Genomic DNA, 17,063 nt, shown 5'->3' with positions numbered 1-17,063 from the left:
AAGTTTTATCTTTAATGAATTTATTTTAAAAAATAATGTGACTCATTTATCACTAATGAAATTTTGTGTTTATTTAACACACTGCCAAGATAATAGTTAATATGTTATAAAAATAAAAACATGTAAGAGCAGAGAGATATGTATAAAAAATTAATTTTAACTATTATATTTACTCTTAGCCCTTTATCTATTTTTGCCCAAACTGAAAGCAACCTTAACTTCACAGGTGAAATCTATGAAAATACGTGTGACTTAATGAGTCCTTTTGATGACGAAAAATGTGAAATTTTAAGTAAAAATTCATCAATCAATGACATGGTCATAAATAAAGAAATGCAATTCTCACAAAATATTCAAACTTATATAAATAATTTCAGAGAAATACATACCACTTTTTATGCTGTAAATCTTAAATCAATAAAAAGCGTTCAAGCAACAAATTTAGAAATCATTTATAAATAAAATAATAACTATAATTTTCAAATAAATAATGATTTTTTATTGTTTTAGTCTGTAAATTCATCTTGAATTTGCACTCATCAGTCAATTTGTTTTTTTATATTTAATATCCAATTTTTTTCTTTTGTTTTAAACAATTTATTTTTATCTTTATAAAATTTTATTGAATAATTTTTAAAGAATTACTCTGCAGTGTTAACTAAATGTATAAAAAGTGTTGGCAAAAAGTTTTTTTCTGATACTCTCTTAAGTGAGACATGTGTCACATTTTATACAGTATTTGTGCTTGTGAGCGTGTTTTTTAAATCAATATTAAGTTTAATAAAAACTTATTCTTTATCTAAGAGTTACGTAAAATGAAAACACAAATTGCTTTATTACTTGGTACACTTACTACTCTAACAATGACTTCTCACGCACTTGCTGCGGGACAGATTAATTTTACAGGCGAAATTGTAAACGCGGCTTGTGATGTTAAAATTAACAGTAGCACTACTAACGAAGTAGTTTTAGGTAAATGGCCGACATCTATGTTTAAAACGGCAGGTGATAAATCTACACCGCAGACGTTTACCATTAATGTAGATAATTGCGCAGCAGGAAGTTATCAAGTAAATTTTGCGGGTGCAACAGATGCTACAAATCCGAAACTTTTAAAAACTTCAGCGGCGACTGGCGTAGGTATCGGCATTGCGAAGGCAAGTAATACCTCAAATTTAGTAAATTTAAATACTCCTGCTTCTACTACTGATTCAAATGCCTCATTTATTACAACAGGTACGACCGGATCATTACCTTTACAAGCGTTCTATGAAGCTACTGGTGCTGCTGTTGTAGCAGGTAAAGCGGATGCAACTGTAAGCATTACTTTACAAGTAAAATAATCAATGAAATTAAGGAATTAACATGCGTTTGAACCCATCTATTTTAGCTCTCGTTTTAGCTGGTATTTCTTTTGCTAATTCGAGTCAGGCTGCGGTTCAAGCCATGGCAAGTCGGGTTATTTATAATAGTGAAAATAAAGCTGCAACACTCTCACTTAAGAATAACTCGACTAAGCCTTATATCGTTCAAACTTGGCTAGAACCAGGTGAAGATAAGACGGCTCCAGCCAAAGTTCCTTTTATTGTTACTCCGCCTTTAATCAAGATTGAGTCGCAAAAAGAATCTGTTTTGCGCTTTATATATTCAGGTTCAGGTTTACCGACCGATCGCGAGAGCCAAGTGTGGATTAATATTCAAGAAATCCCACCTAAGCCTGAAAATGAAAATACCTTACAGCTTGCAGTACGTTCTAAAATCAAATTGTTTTATCGCCCTCAACAAATAGAGGCCGACCTACCTGCCGCGGTAAAAAAATTAAAGTGGTATGTGGAAAATGGAACTTTAAAATTAAAAAATAACAGTGCTCTTTTTATCACGATTGGTGATTTAAAATTGGGAAATAATTCTGCCCCTATTCGAAACATGAATCAGGATATGGTTCCGCCCTATCAAACGATAGATGTATTAGCCAACGTCTCCAAAGACGTGAAAAGTATTCATTATACTTATATTAATGATTACGGCGGAAATACCGAGATGCCAGTAATTTTTTTAAAATAAATGCTAAATCAATCACTTAAAAATAATTCTCACTATTTTAAAGTTGTTGTAATAAGCTCGAGTCTATGGGCATTCAATGCTTATGCTGACGACTCAGAATTTAATACCGCATTTTTAAAAGATGTCACAGATCAAGTGGTTTTTGAGGCTGTGACTAAAGGCTATTCCATATTGCCGGGCGAATATGAATTTACCGTTTATATTAATAATCAACGTATTGATAAAAGAGTAATTAAATTTTATCAGCAAGGCCAAGCAGTCATACCCTGTATAGATGCACGCTTTATTGAAGACTATCAAATCATTTGGAATTCAGAAAAAAATGATGCCAAAAGTGCAAGTGATGAATGCTATGACTTAACTTCCTTACCAGAGGCTAAGCTAAGTTTTGATGCAGGCCTACAGACGTTAAATGTTTTTGTTCCTCAAATCTTTTTACAGCAAAATATCCGAGGCTATATCCCGGCTAAGCTTTATGATCAGGGTATTAATGCATTGATCTTAAATTACAATGCGAACAGCAATATTTATAAGAATAAATCAGGTACAAATCATGTTAATAGCAGCTTATTTTTAAATAGCGGATTTAATTATGGTGCCTGGCGTTATCGTAACCAGAGCAGTTATTCTAAATATAGTGAGCAAGAAATACAGTGGGATAATGTCATCAACAAGCTTGAACGCGATATCCTTCCCTTAAAAGCGCGTTTAGAAATCGGTGATACGACGACTAGCAATGATGTGTTTGACAGTGTCAATTTTCGTGGATTACAGTTTAGTAGTGATGATGCGCAATTACCCATTGGCTTACAAAATTATGCACCCATCATTCGAGGCACAGCATTGAGTAATGCACTGGTTGAAGTGCGGCAAAATAATTATCTTGTGTACAGCATGAATGTGGCTGCGGGAAATTTTGAAATCAAGGATTTATATGCTGCCAATCAAAGTGGTGATTTAGAAATTCGTATTATTGAAAGTGATGGCAGTATACGTAAATTTACTCAGCCCTATTCTTCTGTACCTAATATGCTTCGCGCTGGACAAAACAAGTATCAAATCACCGGCGGGCAATATAAAAGTGGCTCCAGTGATTATCAACCTTATTTTGGTCAGCTCAGTTATACCTTGGGCTTAAATAATTATCTTACCCCTTATACCGGGATACTGGTGGCTGAAGACTACTATGCGGTCGCAGGTGGTTTCGCTTGGTCATTGGGTCATTTAGGTGCATTTTCTACAGATCTCAGCTATGCAAATAATACCCTCTCTGATGGTCGCCAAGAAGACGGTCTAGGGCTGCGTCTTTTATATGCCAAGTCTTTGAATACCCGGGGCACCGATATCCGTTTTGCAGGCTATCATTACACATCAAAGGGTTATTATGGCTTTGCTGATGCCGTACAAGAAAAAGCCCAGTGGAAAAATGGTCGTTATGAATATATTTATCAAGATAACAATTTAGTCGATGATTCATCCGGTTTAGAAAATGAGCAAACCAATACCTATTATTCGAATACTTACTATAGTAAAAAAAATCAGTATCAGATTTCTTTAAGTCAACAGTTCGGTAAATGGGGACAAATGTACGCCAATTTATCCGATATCCAATATTGGCAAAAAGATTATAATCAACGCAATTGGCAAATTGGCTATAACAATAATTTTCAGCGCCTGTCATATGGCATGTATTACCAAAATAGTAAAAATTTATTTAATGGCTCTGATTATTCAGTAGGATTAAATTTTAGCTTGCCCATTGATCAGTATAAAAAAATCAAAAAATATAATCTAAGCTCAAATAATAGTTATCAATATTCGCCCTCATCGGGAGCTATTACCCAAACCTCACTTTCTGGCACTTTTTTAGAAGATAAAAATTTACAAATACAGGCACAACTGGGTCATTCGGAGACTTCTGCAAACAATTTTAATTTAAATGCAGCTTATCGAGGTACAAAAGCCAATAGCAATTTTGGTTATGGCTATACTCAGGATAACCAGCAATTTTATGCGGGTGTGAATGGTGGGATCTTGGTGCATTCCAACGGTATTATTTTTGGGCAGCAACTCACTAGCTCTCCCATTTTAGTTGAAGCCAAAGGGGCTCAAAACATTCGTATTGAAAACCAAACCGGCTTGAAAATTGATAAAAATGGCTATGCTATTATTAGTAGCAGTAATGCATATGCCAGAAATCGGGTAGCCTTGAGAGCAGAAGACTTGGGGCAAAATATCTCCATTGAGGATTTAATTAAAACAGATATTGTTCCGACCAAATATGCGATTGTAAAAGTTAAATTTAATGTTAAAAATGGACACAGTGTTTTAGTCAATTTAACCTTTAATGAAAAAGAACTTGCCACAGGAACAGATATTACTGAAATAAACGGATTAAGCCGTGTTGGTCTGGTTGGATTAAATGGGCAGGCTTATCTAACAAATGTAGAATCAGGGCAAACCCTTATGGCCAAATGGGGTGATGCTGTAAATCAGCAGTGTCAGTTTACCCTGCCTCAGCTGAGCAATCGGGCAATGGGCTATGATGAATTGACAATTTCATGTGAAGCTGGAGATCTTAATAAATGAATATAAAACTTCTTCGACTCATTCGAAATTTAGTCATATTTTCTGTAAGTCTGGTAGCTGTTCAAAATACCTGGGCGCTACGTTGTTTATCTGGTCCGAAAGCATCCTCTTCCTTTGATATTGACAAAGCAAACAATACGACCAATACCACCACTGTAGGTGATATAACAGTGACCAGCTTTAATCAGGCTGCGAATAATTTGCTTTGGGAATCCCAAACTTATAGTTCAACTTTTACCTGTTATGATGATGCTCAATCCAATACTAATGAAGATGCATATTTATACATTGATAATATCGCACAACAATTGGCAAATGATTTTAATGATTCCAACCTGATTATTGGAATTCGGTTTAATGGCAGAGAATATCCAATTAGCAAAAACATGGATAAAATTTATACCGGCAAGCAAGCAATTAGTTATCAACCGAATGCGGGTACAATTTTTTCAGTGGCTGCTGAAAACTGCCGATTTATTGAAAAATCACCATTATTTAGACGATGTGCTGATCCGCAAACCCTTACTTTAAATTATTCTTTGTTTATTAAATCTCGTGGGACAGGTAAGAATTTTCCGGCATCATCAGCTAAAACTTATCAAGTATTTCAACTTGATGGTGCAGGTGGACGTAATGGTAAAGGTAATTTCCAAGAAAATGTCGATGGAATTCGAATCAATTATGTTGAATGTGTTCCCGTGCTGACCACGCAAACAGTAGATTTAGGCAAGTATTACTCTTATCAAGATGTGAATACCATTCTCCGAAAAGTACCGTTTAGTATTAATGTTACGACGAATGGTAAGGACTGCGCACAATACCCATTTGTTGGTGCATTTAGTTCATCACTACAAATTGATAATCAGACAGTGACTGCAAGTGAAACAAATATGAAAAATACCATGGGTATTCGTATTTTTGAACAGGGCAGCAGCCTACCTATTAACTTAAATCAAAATATCAATTTTGGTAAAAGTTCTGGTTCTCAAATTAGCAAGAATTTTGAAGCAGGCGTTTTATTTTTAAAATCACCTACAACTACAGGCAAATTTAGTTCGGTCATTAATTATGAAGTTTATTTCAAATAATATAGAGTGATGTTTTTATTGAATGAAGTACTACAACTTAAAGAATTGCCATTAGTTGTAATTTACTCATCTAAAATTAATAACGAGCGATGCTCTTAAAGCTTATGATTTAAATAATCGTTCTACGAAGCGTAAACTAGATCCATGGTTTTATCTTGCATAAGAGCTAAAAAATAAAGCCTTATAGTCTCTCCCAAAACTATAAGGCTTAGATCTGTAACTTACTCGTTATAACTTACGTTCCCTCAGGGTTCGTAGTTACGTTTTTATAATTATTATGCAATTTCCATCTATACAGGATGAAATTTATTAAATCAATAATTACATATATATAAGCTAATTCATATCGGCAATCTCTTGTTTCCTTGTAAGCATTTACCTACAAAATAAAATGCTATCAATTTTATACAGCTGTTTACAATCTAGATAAGAGCATTGATAAGAACCGAAAAAGGGATTAAAACCCCTCTACATTACTTAGGTTTATGCTTGAATGCTATTTTTCGTCCTCACTTGAAATATATAAACTCACTCACATGATAAATAACTTGAAATCACTCCTATAAACACAATGTAGACTTAAGTAAGTTGAATTGCCTTTCTGGGATCATTTCTATACTATTTTTATAACGACACCTTGCCAGCATATCTATGTTCGGATCTCAACTTTCATTAAGTGAATACTTATCTGCCATAAAAGAAGTTATCCGTATAGCTTTTGATGAGCCGGTGTGGATAAAAGCAGAGATTCGTAATCTCAGTATTAAAGGTGGGCATTACTATTTAGAGCTGGCGGAAAAAGAAAAAGATACCGATAAAGTCATTGCCAGCTGTAAAGCAACAATCTGGAAGTTTTCAGCAGCCAAAATGGTTAGAAAATTTGAACGTGAAAGCGGGATTGAGCTTGCAAAAGATTTAAATGTTTTTATAAAAGTAAAAGCCAATTTTAGCCCTCAGTATGGTTTTTCAGTCAATGTAGAAGATATTGACTCTAGTTATACTTTGGGTGACATTGCTCAACGCTATCAGCAAATATTAGAGCATCTTCGTTTAGAAGGCTTAGCCAATAAAAATAAATTACTCCCTCCGCCTTTTGATATTCAAAATGTTTTAGTCCTCGCGCCTGAAAATGCTGCAGGTCTGGGAGATTTCAAAAAAGATGCCGATGCTTTAGATCAGGCGGGGGTTTGTCACTTTGTCTATCACACGGCGACTTTTCAAGGAGATACAGCCGCTGTCAGTATGATTGAATCACTAGCGAATGGCTTAGCTCAGTGGGCAACAGATTTCGATTCCACTCCCGATCTGATTGTGATCATTCGGGGCGGTGGCGCTGTGAATGATTTAGCGTATTTGAATGACTACCCTTTAGCATCTTTGCTGTGTAGATGTTCAGTTCCCGTATGGGTAGGCATCGGTCATGAAAAAGACCGAACCATTCTGGATGAAGTTGCCAATCGTTCTTTTGATACCCCCAGTAAAGTGATTGGGGGAATTCGAAACCTGATTGTTGAACGGACCAATGGAGTACTTCAATCCCTACAGAGCATTAAAATTTTATCTGAGCACCACATCGCGGTCTATCAGGGCCAAAATGATCAACACATCAAAGTGATTAAAACGCTTGCTCAAAATCAGGTTAATACCACTAAGCAAAGCCTTGAATTAATGAAAAGCAATAACCAATATTTTGCGCAACAACAACTTAAAATGGCATCAACCTCGGTTGAATCATTGATGCGGGAAACCTTATTACAAAATCCTAGCAATGTGATGGCCAAAGGTTACGCTGTTGTCCGTAGCCAAGGAAAAGCCATTCGCTCTATTCAGCAAATTTCAGGCGATAGCATTCAAGTAGAACTGCAGGATGGCATTATCGACGCCCATGTAAAAAAGGTAATCAGCAATGGCTAAAAAAGAATTAAGCTTTAAACAAGGTTATGAGGTTCTCAAGAAAAATGTTGAACTGCTTGAGTCTCAACAAGACCCCGATATTGATAATCTAATGAAGATTGTTGAAGAGTCCATGGCTGCATATAAAGCCTGTAAGTCACGTATAGATGCCGTGCAACAGGCTCTGAACGAGACCTTTAAAGATTGATTAATCCGCTAATTTTTAAATACTCATTAAGCACCTTCAAGCACTTCATGGGTATTATTCTATCTGGAAAAAAGATGCCACAAAAACTTTTAAATCCGTCGTAATTGTCTTTCTCTTCGTAACAGTCCAAGTAACTTTTTTCGCTGGATAATCTGATCATCAGTAAAGGGTAATTTGATTCTCAGCTCAGCAAACGTGAGCAAATGGTTCTCAATCAAATAACTGTCCTGTTCTCTAGTCCAGTGAGTTGTGGCTTCAAGTTGCTTTCGGGATCGTCTATTCATTGACGGAATTATAAAACCTCTATCTTCGACTAGACACTTGAAACAATGACTTCCCAAATAATAGAATTTTCTTCAGCTTCACAAAACCCTACCACTTCATCACTGTCATCCATTTGGGGAATAAAATGATTATTATGCATATCATAATAACCGGCATGGTCTTGTGCCTTAGCTAAGGTGACTTCATCACCGAGCACTTTATTAATCGTTCTTTGTTCACCAGAATTTGGATTTTTAATTTTGATCATAGCTGTTTAACTCCCTATCTATGTTTCTATCATAAGGAATCTAGAGTAAATGTATAACTTACTTTGTAAGCTTGAATGTAAAGGTGTTGATTTTTAATATTTACAACTCGTCCTTTTATTAAAGACCAGAACTGCTATTGCTAAAATCAATTTTGGAATCAGGTCTTAAAATAAATTATATTTTAAATAGTTACCTTATATAAAAGCCTATATACCGTTAATTCTTTTTATTATTCTTAATTTCTCAGTTTAAAAAAATATTTATAAGTTAAAACTATTTGATTGGACTGCTTGCTATTTCTAGCTGATGTAAAAAACTGGAAAACCCTTCTGGTGCACGGGCATTTAAACGGCTACTCGTCTTAACGCGTACTAAATTACTCCAGATGATTTTCAAATTCAGCTTCAGCATTCGCTGGATTAGATCAACGTCTTCATGACAGCATAATGCTTCAAATCCACCCGTTTGGAGATAGGCATTTGAACTAAAACTCAAATTTGCACCATGAATATGGGGATGATTCATGACATCCTGATAATGTGCCAAGTAGTTTTTCCGGGTAAGAATGGAAAAATTTTGCCAGCTATCAACTTCCACCACCCCACAAATTGCATCTGCAGGTTGATGATTGATTTGTTGTAAAAGCCATTGGGTATCCACCCAAGTATCAGCATCAGTGCATGCGATCCAGGTCGCGCCTGAATCAATAAGGTGACGCACCCCTAAATCACGTGCTTTACCTACGCATCCAAAATTGCACTGTAAATATTCAACCCCTGCATTTTGGACAATTTCTAAAGATTGATCATTACAACTGTCTAATACAACCAGTACGCGGACTTCCTGGCTCAAAGTTGGCAAAGCTTGTATTGCTAGGCGTATATGATGTAAACACTTTTCTAAGTATTGTTCTTCATTACACGCTGGAATTACAATCCCAATCATATCAAGCCCTCTTTGAAAGCCAAAGTGGTTGTTTCTTTACTCCATAGATCAATTATACAATCAGGATCGTTGACATTCAAATAATGCTGTAAATGAAACTGCTGTTTCAATAAGTGATGAACTGTCTCACCTGTCAATATAAATCCATCAATCGGATAACGCCAATGACAACATAAAACTACCCCTTGTGAAGTTAAACTATTTTCAACTTTTTCTATTAATTTGGATAACTCTTCTGGTTGAAGATAGTACATAATTTCACTGATAATAATCAGATCAAATGAACCAGCAGGAAATTGGTCAGGAATACGCTGCTGGATGACTTTTACATGAGATAAATGTTCAAGACGTATTTTCGCCAACTGTATCGCTTTAGAATTAGCATCGAGACAGATTAATTGCTTAGCTCTTTGAGCTAAGTGCTGACTAAAAATGCCGTTAGAACAGCCAATTTCCAATACCTTTGAATAGACAGGTTTTAAAAGCAAGGCCAAGCAAATTTTCCGTTTACGCTCTTCATACCAACGCTGTTCATACTCCCACGGGTCATCACTTTTTTTATAAAGTTCATCAAAATAATCTGTTTGATTAAGCACAAATATAGACCTCGTAAGGCAATAAAATTCGTTGAATAGTCTGTTGCGATAAAATAGGCCCTTGTCCTGTAGTTGTATCGATTTCCAACTGGCTTTTAAAACACAGGATTGCTTTATTTTTATCTTGTAATTGTTGTGGGGTAAGTTTCAGCTTTAAAGCCTTTTGCCATGGAATACGGCGATCATCCGGAGTGGCCCAATGCCATGCCCAGATCAGTACTTGATAACAGCTTAAGCAAGATTCATTTGTCAATTGTTGTACAACTCGTCCCGTGGCTTCATGATCAGGATGCCCATCTTTATCAAAGGTACATACCAGAATATCATCCGGACAGATCAATTCTGTTAAAGCTTGATAAAGCCTGCCTTGCTGAGCAGTAATTTCGCCATCCCTCAAATTTAAAGCAATACGTTTAACTGCATGATTTAACCCTAATACTTCAAGCGCATGATGAGTTTCAGCGGGCCGTATGGTATCTAATTGATCAGGTGTGTAAAGCAGTGAGTCTGGATGACTTTGAGTCCCGTTGGTGACGGCTACAAGTACAATGTCACGCTTAAGCTCGGCAAGTTGTTGTAATAGTCCTGCACAACCTAGAACCTCGTCATCTGGATGTGGTGCAATGATAAGGACACGCTTTCCTTCAGGAAAACAGGAGACTAGATCTAACTGTTTTAAAGACTCCAGTCCAGGCCAACCTCGCCATTCTTGATAATTAGTTCCCTCTCCATAAATAATGCGATCTCCCACCTCATGGTCTTTTATAACATCCATGTAGCACCTTCATCTTTCTGAAGTACAAGCTTTGCAATTTGCTCTAAATCAAATGCTGCATGACTCTGTCTTAAAAAGACCGGCAAGTCTGCTGCCAAAGCGGCAAAGGTTCTATTTTCACAGAACGGTCGCGCACCGAGCGCCTTACCCACTTGATCTAAAATCAATTGTGCAGTCTGCTCAACTTTGGCACGTAATATCCGGATAATGAGTTCATGCTTTTGCGCAGGATATTGATCAATCTGATGTGCGACATGATGAAAATATTGTTTCGTTGTAAAGAGTAAAGTACTAATTTCTCCCAGATACATCAGACGATAAGCATGCGGCTTCGTTTGGCATTCCTGATATAAAAAATCGGCCAGACGTGTTGCAGCCCCAAACCAGCAGGCTGCCACTCCAGCTGCGCCGTGCCAAAACCCGGGTCTTTCTAAATAGGCATTTGAATCACCCACTGCTTCAGCATATACCTGATTAAAAGTTATTGATGCTGTACGGGTATGCTGCATTCCAACAGCGTTCCAACCCTTATGTTCGATTTGAATATTTGGCTGGCTCATATCGACAATGATTAATTGTGAATGATCGCGCTCATCGCGGTAGGTGAGCAGACCATAATCAACTAGTCCTGCAGCCGAACACCAGTTTTTCTGACCTGAACAGAGCGCTTGCTTAAAATGAATGGGATTTGTACTTCCTTCCGCTGCCCATACCGCCCAAAGCCCAGTTTTGACCGGACTATAATTTAATTCATTTAAAATGCTCAGTGCATCCAGATGGGATTCAAACCATTTGGCTAAATTTAAATTAGTGGATCCAACTTTTGCCAATATCTTCCATCTCGCTAATGTTTCTCCTTCTCCCGGATGAGGAATATCAGGTACAAACATGACGAGTTTTTTAATGGTATGTTCTAAATTTTGATGAATATCAGTTTCATGCTGTTCAAATTCAAACAAAACTTTATTTAAACCCAAGGATATTTCTCCTTTTATTTTATTGCTATACGCATTCATTCATACACCATAAATAGGAGTTTATAAGTGAATTTTATTTCTGTTGCATTTAAATCCATCTTAAAATGGTTAATTGTTTGAATTATAGTAATTTTGTATAGTAATGATAAAATAATATGAATTGCTTAAAGCAAAACAGTAGCACCATTTAGCATGACGCTACCGTTTAAGATAATTTACTTTTATATGATTCATTAAAGAATCTCAATGCACCATTTAGGGTGTCAAGTTAAGGCGTCAAGATCACTTTACGGCAGTCCTGTTCACGTTTATCAAAGATACGATAACCTTCAGCCGCTTCTGACAGATTCATGCGATGAGTGATAATGACTTCGGGCGATAAGTCGCCGTTTTCAATATACTCTAAAAGTTGAGGCAAAAATTTATGCACATGCGTTTGTCCCATTTTGAAAGTAAGACCTTTATCAAAGGCATCTCCAAACAGGAATCCGTGAATGGGGCCTGCATACACACCCGGCACACTCACCACACCACCGCGACGCACCGCGGCTATACATTGACGTAGCGCTGCCCCACTTGAACCTTCAATTTTAAGATTGGTTAGCACAGTTTCAATCATGCTTCCCTTAGCTTCAAACCCAATCGCATCAATGACCGCATCTACACCGCGTTGACCCGCAGTATTACTGATAATAAATTCGGCTGCATCGACCTTGTCAAAGTTTACAGGAATTGCCCCATAGGTGTTGCGAGCATACTCCAAGCGATAATGATTATGATCGACCATAAAGATCTGTTCAGCACCTAACATTTGTGCACATGCAGCGGATAGCAACCCCACAGGACCTGCTCCATAAATCGCTACACTGGAACCTTTACCAACATTTGCATTGGTCACCGCTTGCCAGGCAGTGGGCAGAATATCGGTGAGGAATAATACTTTTTCATCGGACAATGAGCCTGGTACCTTAAAAGGCCCTACATTTCCCTTTGGCACCCGTACATATTCCGCCTGACCGCCCGGTATACCTCCATATAAATGACTATATCCAAACAGTGCTGCACCTGGGGGAATCTGTTTCTTATTTAAAATGGCTCCTCGCCCGGTATTGGTCTTTTCACACGCTGCAGTCAAATCATGTTCGCAGAAGAAACAGTGGCCACAGGCAATAACAAAAGGGATAATCACCCGATCGCCTTTTTTGACTTCGGTGACAGCCGGCCCTACTTCTTCAACAATTCCCATAAATTCATGCCCGAAAATATCCCCTTCTTCAGTTGCAGGAATCTTACCGCGATAAAGGTGCAGGTCTGAACCGCAGATGGCCGTCGCAGTGACCCGCAAAATGACATCATCAGGTTCCTGAATCACTGGATCTGGAACAGACTCGACTCGAACATCTCGAGTGCCATGATAAGTAAGAGCACGCATAATGATTTCCTCTACTATTTTTCTATTTGAGTTTTAAATGCCACATTCATGGTGAATAGGTTTTTTTAAATTTTACGGTGGATATTTTGATACCAAACAAGGCTTCTTTAAACTTATGGCTAAACAGACAATTGTTCATGTCTAAAATTGTATAAAATATAACCTTTGAGTTATTTAATTGTGTATTTGAGGTATCTATAAATGATCAGTTTTGAATCTATTCCTTTCGTTTATATAAAAATCTTTTCTAACCCAAGATGGTTTTAACTGATTTTTCTCTACTTATAATTTATTGGCTAAGTCAAAAATGAATACCTTATCGTCTTTTCCAAAATGATAAAGCTTAAAGCGTAGCTGCTCTTTTATGCTTTGCATTTATATGATTTCGGAATTATTTTATTATAATTATTATGTGATTTTGCAATATCTTTGTTGTGAGGTTTGTTTTGAACAAGATGAGCAATAACTTCTATCGAAAATTTCTTTTTTGTAAGTGACTCCCTGCAAAAATAAAGATTTCATCCCTTATACAGGTGAGTCACTACAAGTAAGCGATCAATAATTTAAATAATGCGAATTAAGTGAAAATTCTAATTTTTAGCTGGCAAAAATTAGAGTATGCATATCTATTTCAATTCATGTTTAATTTTCATATTCTTATTTTAATAAGGAGTAATGAGTTTAAAAAACACTAAACAATAATTATAAGTGTTGAGTAGAAAATAAGGGATGACAAGATTTATAGCAAACAGCATATAAAGAAACCCTGACAGAACATCGGAGCTTATTTTTTTGTAATCCACTTTTCTATAGCCCCTAAAATGATATCTTGCAAGATATCTATAAAGTTGGTTTTTATTCATATCCCACATTGTGACTAAATGAGTCAAAAAAATGTCATAGATATTATAGTCATTTAGTGTATTAAATAAGCTCAAGGCTTTTAACATTCTGAGCGCAAAAAAATAATATATTTTGCTGTTATCATTGCAGCAAGGAGAAAACCGATGCCAAATATGATGCGGCCGATACACTTTACGCTACTGTTCACTCTGGCACCTTTAGTGGTGATGATCATCGGTTGCTCTGCTACGAAACCTCAAAACTCCACCCTTACAACGCTTCCCGCTCCTAACCGGATTGCTTATCCCAGCATTGATCCTGGTCTAAGTGAAAAACTGTATCCTGATGAAGAGGCAATAGCCGAAAAAATCTCGGAGGTAATTGAAAAATCCATCCGTACACAATATTCCGCGGGCACTGCCCTTCGTGATGCACATCCGAAAGCTCATGGATGTGTACGAGCAGAGTTTCATGTGAGGGAAACACTTCCTCATTCCCTTGCGCAGGGAATTTTTATTCCCGGTAAAACCTATCAGGCATGGATTCGTTTCTCGAATGGTTCCCGTGATGCAACGAAGGCAGACATTAAAAGAGATGCAAGAGGCATGGCAATCAAGATTTTAGGTGTACCCGGGGAAAAACTTTTAGAGGATGAGGCCACCACACAAGACTTCATTATGATCAATCATCCAGTATTCTTCGCTAATGATCCTGAACGCTATATGGCATTGATGAAGGATATAAATAGCGATAATTTTTTTAGAAAGTTGCATATTCCTTTCGCACTTGGTGCTAAAGGAACTCTGAATGCATTAAAGCTCAATACCAGAATTTCAAATCCCCTGAAAACCCGATATTGGTCGATGGTTCCTTACCAGTTAGGACTAGGTAATGATCGTCAGGCGGTAAAATATTCTGCTAGAGCTTGCTCCACAGTAACAGACCCTATACCAGAAAAACCGAGTCATGATTTTCTGCGAAATGCCCTACGAAATAGTCTACAAAAGGGCGATGCCTGTATGGAACTTTTGGTGCAACCTAGAACATCAGATCTGTTGCCCATCGAAGATTCAATGACCGAATGGAAAGAAACGCATGCACCCTTTTATCAGGTCGCGACTATTCGTATTCCTGAACAGATTTTTGATACACCTGAACAGAATAAATTTTGTGAAAATCTTTCTTTCACTCCATGGCACTCTTTACCTGAACATAAACCACTCGGAGCAGTGAACCGACTGCGTAAAGTGATTTATGACCGGATCAGTCGAGTCAGACATGAGATGAATTCCGTCAGCAGAAACGAATTCCCAATCCATGATTCATCGAAGCCCATTAACTCAGTTAAATGATAATTATCAGGATAATATAGCAAAATTTCAGGTTTGAGGAAGGTATTATGCTCATCTTTTCAAGTCTAATTTCAAATCTAAGTAGCCTTACAATTTAATAAGATATGCTTCTTGCTCTTGAGCATTTAGATTAATGGATAGAAAGGATCTATTAATCAAATTTGACCATAAAAAACCTCCCACAGGAGGCTGGTTGTTATTCTATTATTTCTATAATTAAGATGAATCTCTGACCTAAAGCAAGACGCATATTAGGCATCACCGAATGTCTAGGCATTTTGTCATAGGGATGTTTAGCTGAACACAAATAATTCCCCTCTCGATCACGATAAAAATAATTTAAAATACCCATGCTGGTATCTTCCTCAGCATCGAGTTCTATCATTTCACCTGTATTTCGATCTCTAGCAATAATTTTCATTCTAATGCCTTATATGTGGATTAGGCTCTACAACTTATCATGACGAATAAATAAAATTTCTATCTGGGAACTTAACCCATACTGATTCTTACATAAGAAAAGAAAAAACTGCCCATAACTTTTATATGACGGGGTTTTATCGGCCGTAGTAGATTCGGCTATCAGGGGTGAAACTCATATTTTGCCTAGGTTTTTTCCACATTTTCGGCACACTTTGATTGTCTTGCCCTTGTCATTCTGTTCATACTCATATGCGTGCCAACAACACAACTCTCTTAAAAATTGCATTAAATTAATACTCCACGGTAATCACAAATGTATTCTCGCCCTCTAAATGAGTTTGAAAATTAAAAGCGTGTTTTCGGCAGTATTCTTCCAATTCTAAAATTGCACCCTTTTCAATAGAATCTAGAGGTTCTTTTAACCGAACGGGATTTTGCTCTCGTTTAGCAATCGCATTGTGAAGTTCAGTAAATAACTCTTCAAATGTGAGTAGCGAAGTTGATTCAGTCATTTTGGTCACCATTGATTACCAAAAATACAATTATAACCTAAATATAAAGTCATAAAGGCTTCAATAATAAATCACAAACATTTGTTTTATATTATTAATTATCTATATAGTATTTACTCATCCACTTCGGTAATCAAATTCATTAAAGCATTCATAGGCATAAAGACAAAATAATTCAGGTGGAAATTAGCGCATTTAATTTTTTTTAAAAAATAGAATTTTAATTCAAATAAAATATACTTAATCGGGTGAATTATTCGAATTTAGCTAATTGATTTATTTTTCTCTATTTTCGAATAATTAAAAGATTTCACTCATACTTTATTGATAAATTTTAAAACAACTATTTTCAATAATTTGTTTAAATTGATTTTTTTAAAATGTAACCAGTTTGATGGTAATAAAAAAGCCCACCGTTGTTAGGCGAGCTTCTCTTGTTATTTGAATTGATTAAAGGAATAATATTAAAACAAATTAATTACTTATAATATTAAAATAAATTAAACACTTATCGATGTAATTGTTTATACACCCATGCCAGAAAATCATTTTTATGCCGTATAGGAGGCGCTAAATTAATATTGATTATTTGTCGGCTGCCAAATTTACCAATAATTTTAGAAGGTGAATCAAGCCTTATCTCCGATTTTTGATCCTGCTGTATTTCTGAAAAAAATTCTAATAATAGATCTAACTCTCCCTTGGTTTTAAAGTTTGGCTTCTCAGCCATAAAGTTATAAACTTGCTGTAACATCTGAAAATTAGTGGCACTTTTCATTTTTCATTACTCCAGCAAACCTATTAATTAAATAATATACACCCGAAGAATTTCA

17 protein-coding genes are annotated in these 17,063 nt (G+C 36.3%); 8 read left to right on the top strand and 9 right to left on the bottom strand.

Annotated features, from left to right (window positions below; all coding sequences use genetic code 11):
* The first annotated feature begins 138 nt into the window (after window positions 1-138).
* From E0H80_RS07890 to xseB, 7 genes are all read left to right on the top strand, one after another.
* Window positions 139-462 (top strand): hypothetical protein, encoded by a 324-nt coding sequence (locus E0H80_RS07890; RefSeq protein WP_131364711.1) that lies wholly within the window; start codon window positions 139-141, stop codon window positions 460-462.
* 353 nt (window positions 463-815) lie between these two features.
* Window positions 816-1,343 (top strand): fimbrial protein, encoded by a 528-nt coding sequence (locus tag E0H80_RS07885; RefSeq protein WP_131364709.1) that lies wholly within the window; start codon window positions 816-818, stop codon window positions 1,341-1,343.
* 22 nt (window positions 1,344-1,365) lie between these two features.
* The gene (locus E0H80_RS07880; RefSeq protein WP_131364707.1) at window positions 1,366-2,064 is read left to right on the top strand and encodes a molecular chaperone; all 699 of its coding nucleotides are present in this window, start codon (window positions 1,366-1,368) and stop codon (window positions 2,062-2,064) included.
* A complete protein-coding gene (locus tag E0H80_RS07875) occupies window positions 2,065-4,653 on the top strand; it encodes a fimbria/pilus outer membrane usher protein (protein WP_131364704.1) in 2,589 nt (862 codons plus the stop codon).
* A complete protein-coding gene (locus E0H80_RS07870; RefSeq protein WP_131364702.1) occupies window positions 4,650-5,741 on the top strand; it encodes a fimbrial protein in 1,092 nt (363 codons plus the stop codon). Before E0H80_RS07875 ends, E0H80_RS07870 begins: the two co-directional genes overlap by 4 nt.
* 651 nt (window positions 5,742-6,392) lie before the next feature.
* On the top strand, window positions 6,393-7,655 hold the full coding sequence (gene xseA, locus E0H80_RS07865; protein ID WP_131364700.1) for an exodeoxyribonuclease VII large subunit: 1,263 nt from the start codon (window positions 6,393-6,395) through the stop codon (window positions 7,653-7,655).
* Entirely contained in the window at window positions 7,648-7,842 is a 195-nt protein-coding gene (gene xseB, locus E0H80_RS07860) for an exodeoxyribonuclease VII small subunit (RefSeq protein WP_131364698.1), read from the top strand. Before xseA ends, xseB begins: the two co-directional genes overlap by 8 nt.
* A gap of 313 nt (window positions 7,843-8,155) precedes the next feature.
* Here xseB and E0H80_RS07850 read toward each other — a convergent pair whose 3' ends face one another.
* The 6 genes from E0H80_RS07850 to E0H80_RS07825 form a co-directional block, all read right to left on the bottom strand.
* On the bottom strand, window positions 8,156-8,374 hold the full coding sequence (locus E0H80_RS07850) for a hypothetical protein (protein WP_131364694.1): 219 nt from the start codon (window positions 8,372-8,374) through the stop codon (window positions 8,156-8,158).
* A gap of 274 nt (window positions 8,375-8,648) precedes the next feature.
* Window positions 8,649-9,320: a glycosyltransferase gene (locus tag E0H80_RS07845; protein WP_131364692.1), complete on the bottom strand. Its 672-nt coding sequence runs from the start codon at window positions 9,318-9,320 to the stop codon at window positions 8,649-8,651.
* On the bottom strand, window positions 9,317-9,916 hold the full coding sequence (locus tag E0H80_RS07840) for a class I SAM-dependent methyltransferase (protein WP_131364690.1): 600 nt from the start codon (window positions 9,914-9,916) through the stop codon (window positions 9,317-9,319). The genes E0H80_RS07845 and E0H80_RS07840 overlap by 4 nt, the downstream gene beginning before the upstream one ends.
* Window positions 9,909-10,691, bottom strand: a complete 783-nt coding sequence (locus E0H80_RS07835) for a PIG-L deacetylase family protein (protein ID WP_131364688.1) — start codon at window positions 10,689-10,691, stop codon at window positions 9,909-9,911. The genes E0H80_RS07840 and E0H80_RS07835 overlap by 8 nt, the downstream gene beginning before the upstream one ends.
* Complete coding sequence (locus E0H80_RS07830) at window positions 10,679-11,707, bottom strand: acyl-CoA/acyl-ACP dehydrogenase (protein WP_131364686.1); 1,029 nt, start codon at window positions 11,705-11,707, stop codon at window positions 10,679-10,681. The genes E0H80_RS07835 and E0H80_RS07830 overlap by 13 nt, the downstream gene beginning before the upstream one ends.
* Window positions 11,708-11,936: 229 nt before the next feature.
* Window positions 11,937-13,100: a zinc-dependent alcohol dehydrogenase gene (locus E0H80_RS07825; RefSeq protein WP_131364684.1), complete on the bottom strand. Its 1,164-nt coding sequence runs from the start codon at window positions 13,098-13,100 to the stop codon at window positions 11,937-11,939.
* A gap of 1,007 nt (window positions 13,101-14,107) precedes the next feature.
* On the opposite strand from E0H80_RS07825, the gene E0H80_RS07820 reads away from it, so the two are divergent.
* Window positions 14,108-15,295 carry a catalase family protein gene (locus E0H80_RS07820; RefSeq protein ID WP_131364682.1) on the top strand — a complete coding sequence of 396 codons (1,188 nt, stop codon included), beginning with the start codon at window positions 14,108-14,110 and terminating at the stop codon, window positions 15,293-15,295.
* Window positions 15,296-15,491: 196 nt separating this feature from the next.
* Here the strand turns inward: E0H80_RS07820 and E0H80_RS07815 are convergent, their stop codons facing one another.
* The 3 genes from E0H80_RS07815 to E0H80_RS07805 all read right to left on the bottom strand — a co-directional run bounded on the left by E0H80_RS07815 (window position 15,492) and on the right by E0H80_RS07805 (window position 17,008).
* A complete protein-coding gene (locus tag E0H80_RS07815) occupies window positions 15,492-15,716 on the bottom strand; it encodes a hypothetical protein (protein WP_067867129.1) in 225 nt (74 codons plus the stop codon).
* A gap of 292 nt (window positions 15,717-16,008) precedes the next feature.
* Window positions 16,009-16,230, bottom strand: coding sequence for a hypothetical protein (locus E0H80_RS07810; protein ID WP_131364680.1), 222 nt, complete (start codon window positions 16,228-16,230; stop codon window positions 16,009-16,011).
* Window positions 16,231-16,738: 508 nt separating this feature from the next.
* The gene (locus E0H80_RS07805; protein WP_067867133.1) at window positions 16,739-17,008 is read right to left on the bottom strand and encodes a hypothetical protein; all 270 of its coding nucleotides are present in this window, start codon (window positions 17,006-17,008) and stop codon (window positions 16,739-16,741) included.
* Window positions 17,009-17,063 lie beyond the last annotated feature (55 nt).

The sequence above is a fragment of the Acinetobacter sp. ANC 4779 genome (assembly GCF_004331055.1).
Classification (GTDB): domain Bacteria; phylum Pseudomonadota; class Gammaproteobacteria; order Pseudomonadales; family Moraxellaceae; genus Acinetobacter.
This window is presented reverse-complemented; position numbering and strand designations above follow the sequence as displayed.

Coding starts and splice junctions, on each gene's coding strand:
- E0H80_RS07805 (WP_067867133.1), bottom strand. CDS start 17,008: ATGAAAAGTGCCACTAATTTTCAGATGTTACAGCAAGTTTATAACTTT.
- xseA (WP_131364700.1), top strand. CDS start 6,393: ATGTTCGGATCTCAACTTTCATTAAGTGAATACTTATCTGCCATAAAA.
- E0H80_RS07830 (WP_131364686.1), bottom strand. CDS start 11,707: ATGAATGCGTATAGCAATAAAATAAAAGGAGAAATATCCTTGGGTTTA.
- xseB (WP_131364698.1), top strand. CDS start 7,648: ATGGCTAAAAAAGAATTAAGCTTTAAACAAGGTTATGAGGTTCTCAAG.
- E0H80_RS07850 (WP_131364694.1), bottom strand. CDS start 8,374: ATGATCAAAATTAAAAATCCAAATTCTGGTGAACAAAGAACGATTAAT.
- E0H80_RS07870 (WP_131364702.1), top strand. CDS start 4,650: ATGAATATAAAACTTCTTCGACTCATTCGAAATTTAGTCATATTTTCT.
- E0H80_RS07890 (WP_131364711.1), top strand. CDS start 139: ATGTATAAAAAATTAATTTTAACTATTATATTTACTCTTAGCCCTTTA.
- E0H80_RS07815 (WP_067867129.1), bottom strand. CDS start 15,716: ATGAAAATTATTGCTAGAGATCGAAATACAGGTGAAATGATAGAACTC.
- E0H80_RS07835 (WP_131364688.1), bottom strand. CDS start 10,691: ATGGATGTTATAAAAGACCATGAGGTGGGAGATCGCATTATTTATGGA.
- E0H80_RS07880 (WP_131364707.1), top strand. CDS start 1,366: ATGCGTTTGAACCCATCTATTTTAGCTCTCGTTTTAGCTGGTATTTCT.
- E0H80_RS07825 (WP_131364684.1), bottom strand. CDS start 13,100: ATGCGTGCTCTTACTTATCATGGCACTCGAGATGTTCGAGTCGAGTCT.
- E0H80_RS07810 (WP_131364680.1), bottom strand. CDS start 16,230: ATGACTGAATCAACTTCGCTACTCACATTTGAAGAGTTATTTACTGAA.
- E0H80_RS07845 (WP_131364692.1), bottom strand. CDS start 9,320: ATGATTGGGATTGTAATTCCAGCGTGTAATGAAGAACAATACTTAGAA.
- E0H80_RS07885 (WP_131364709.1), top strand. CDS start 816: ATGAAAACACAAATTGCTTTATTACTTGGTACACTTACTACTCTAACA.
- E0H80_RS07820 (WP_131364682.1), top strand. CDS start 14,108: ATGCCAAATATGATGCGGCCGATACACTTTACGCTACTGTTCACTCTG.
- E0H80_RS07875 (WP_131364704.1), top strand. CDS start 2,065: ATGCTAAATCAATCACTTAAAAATAATTCTCACTATTTTAAAGTTGTT.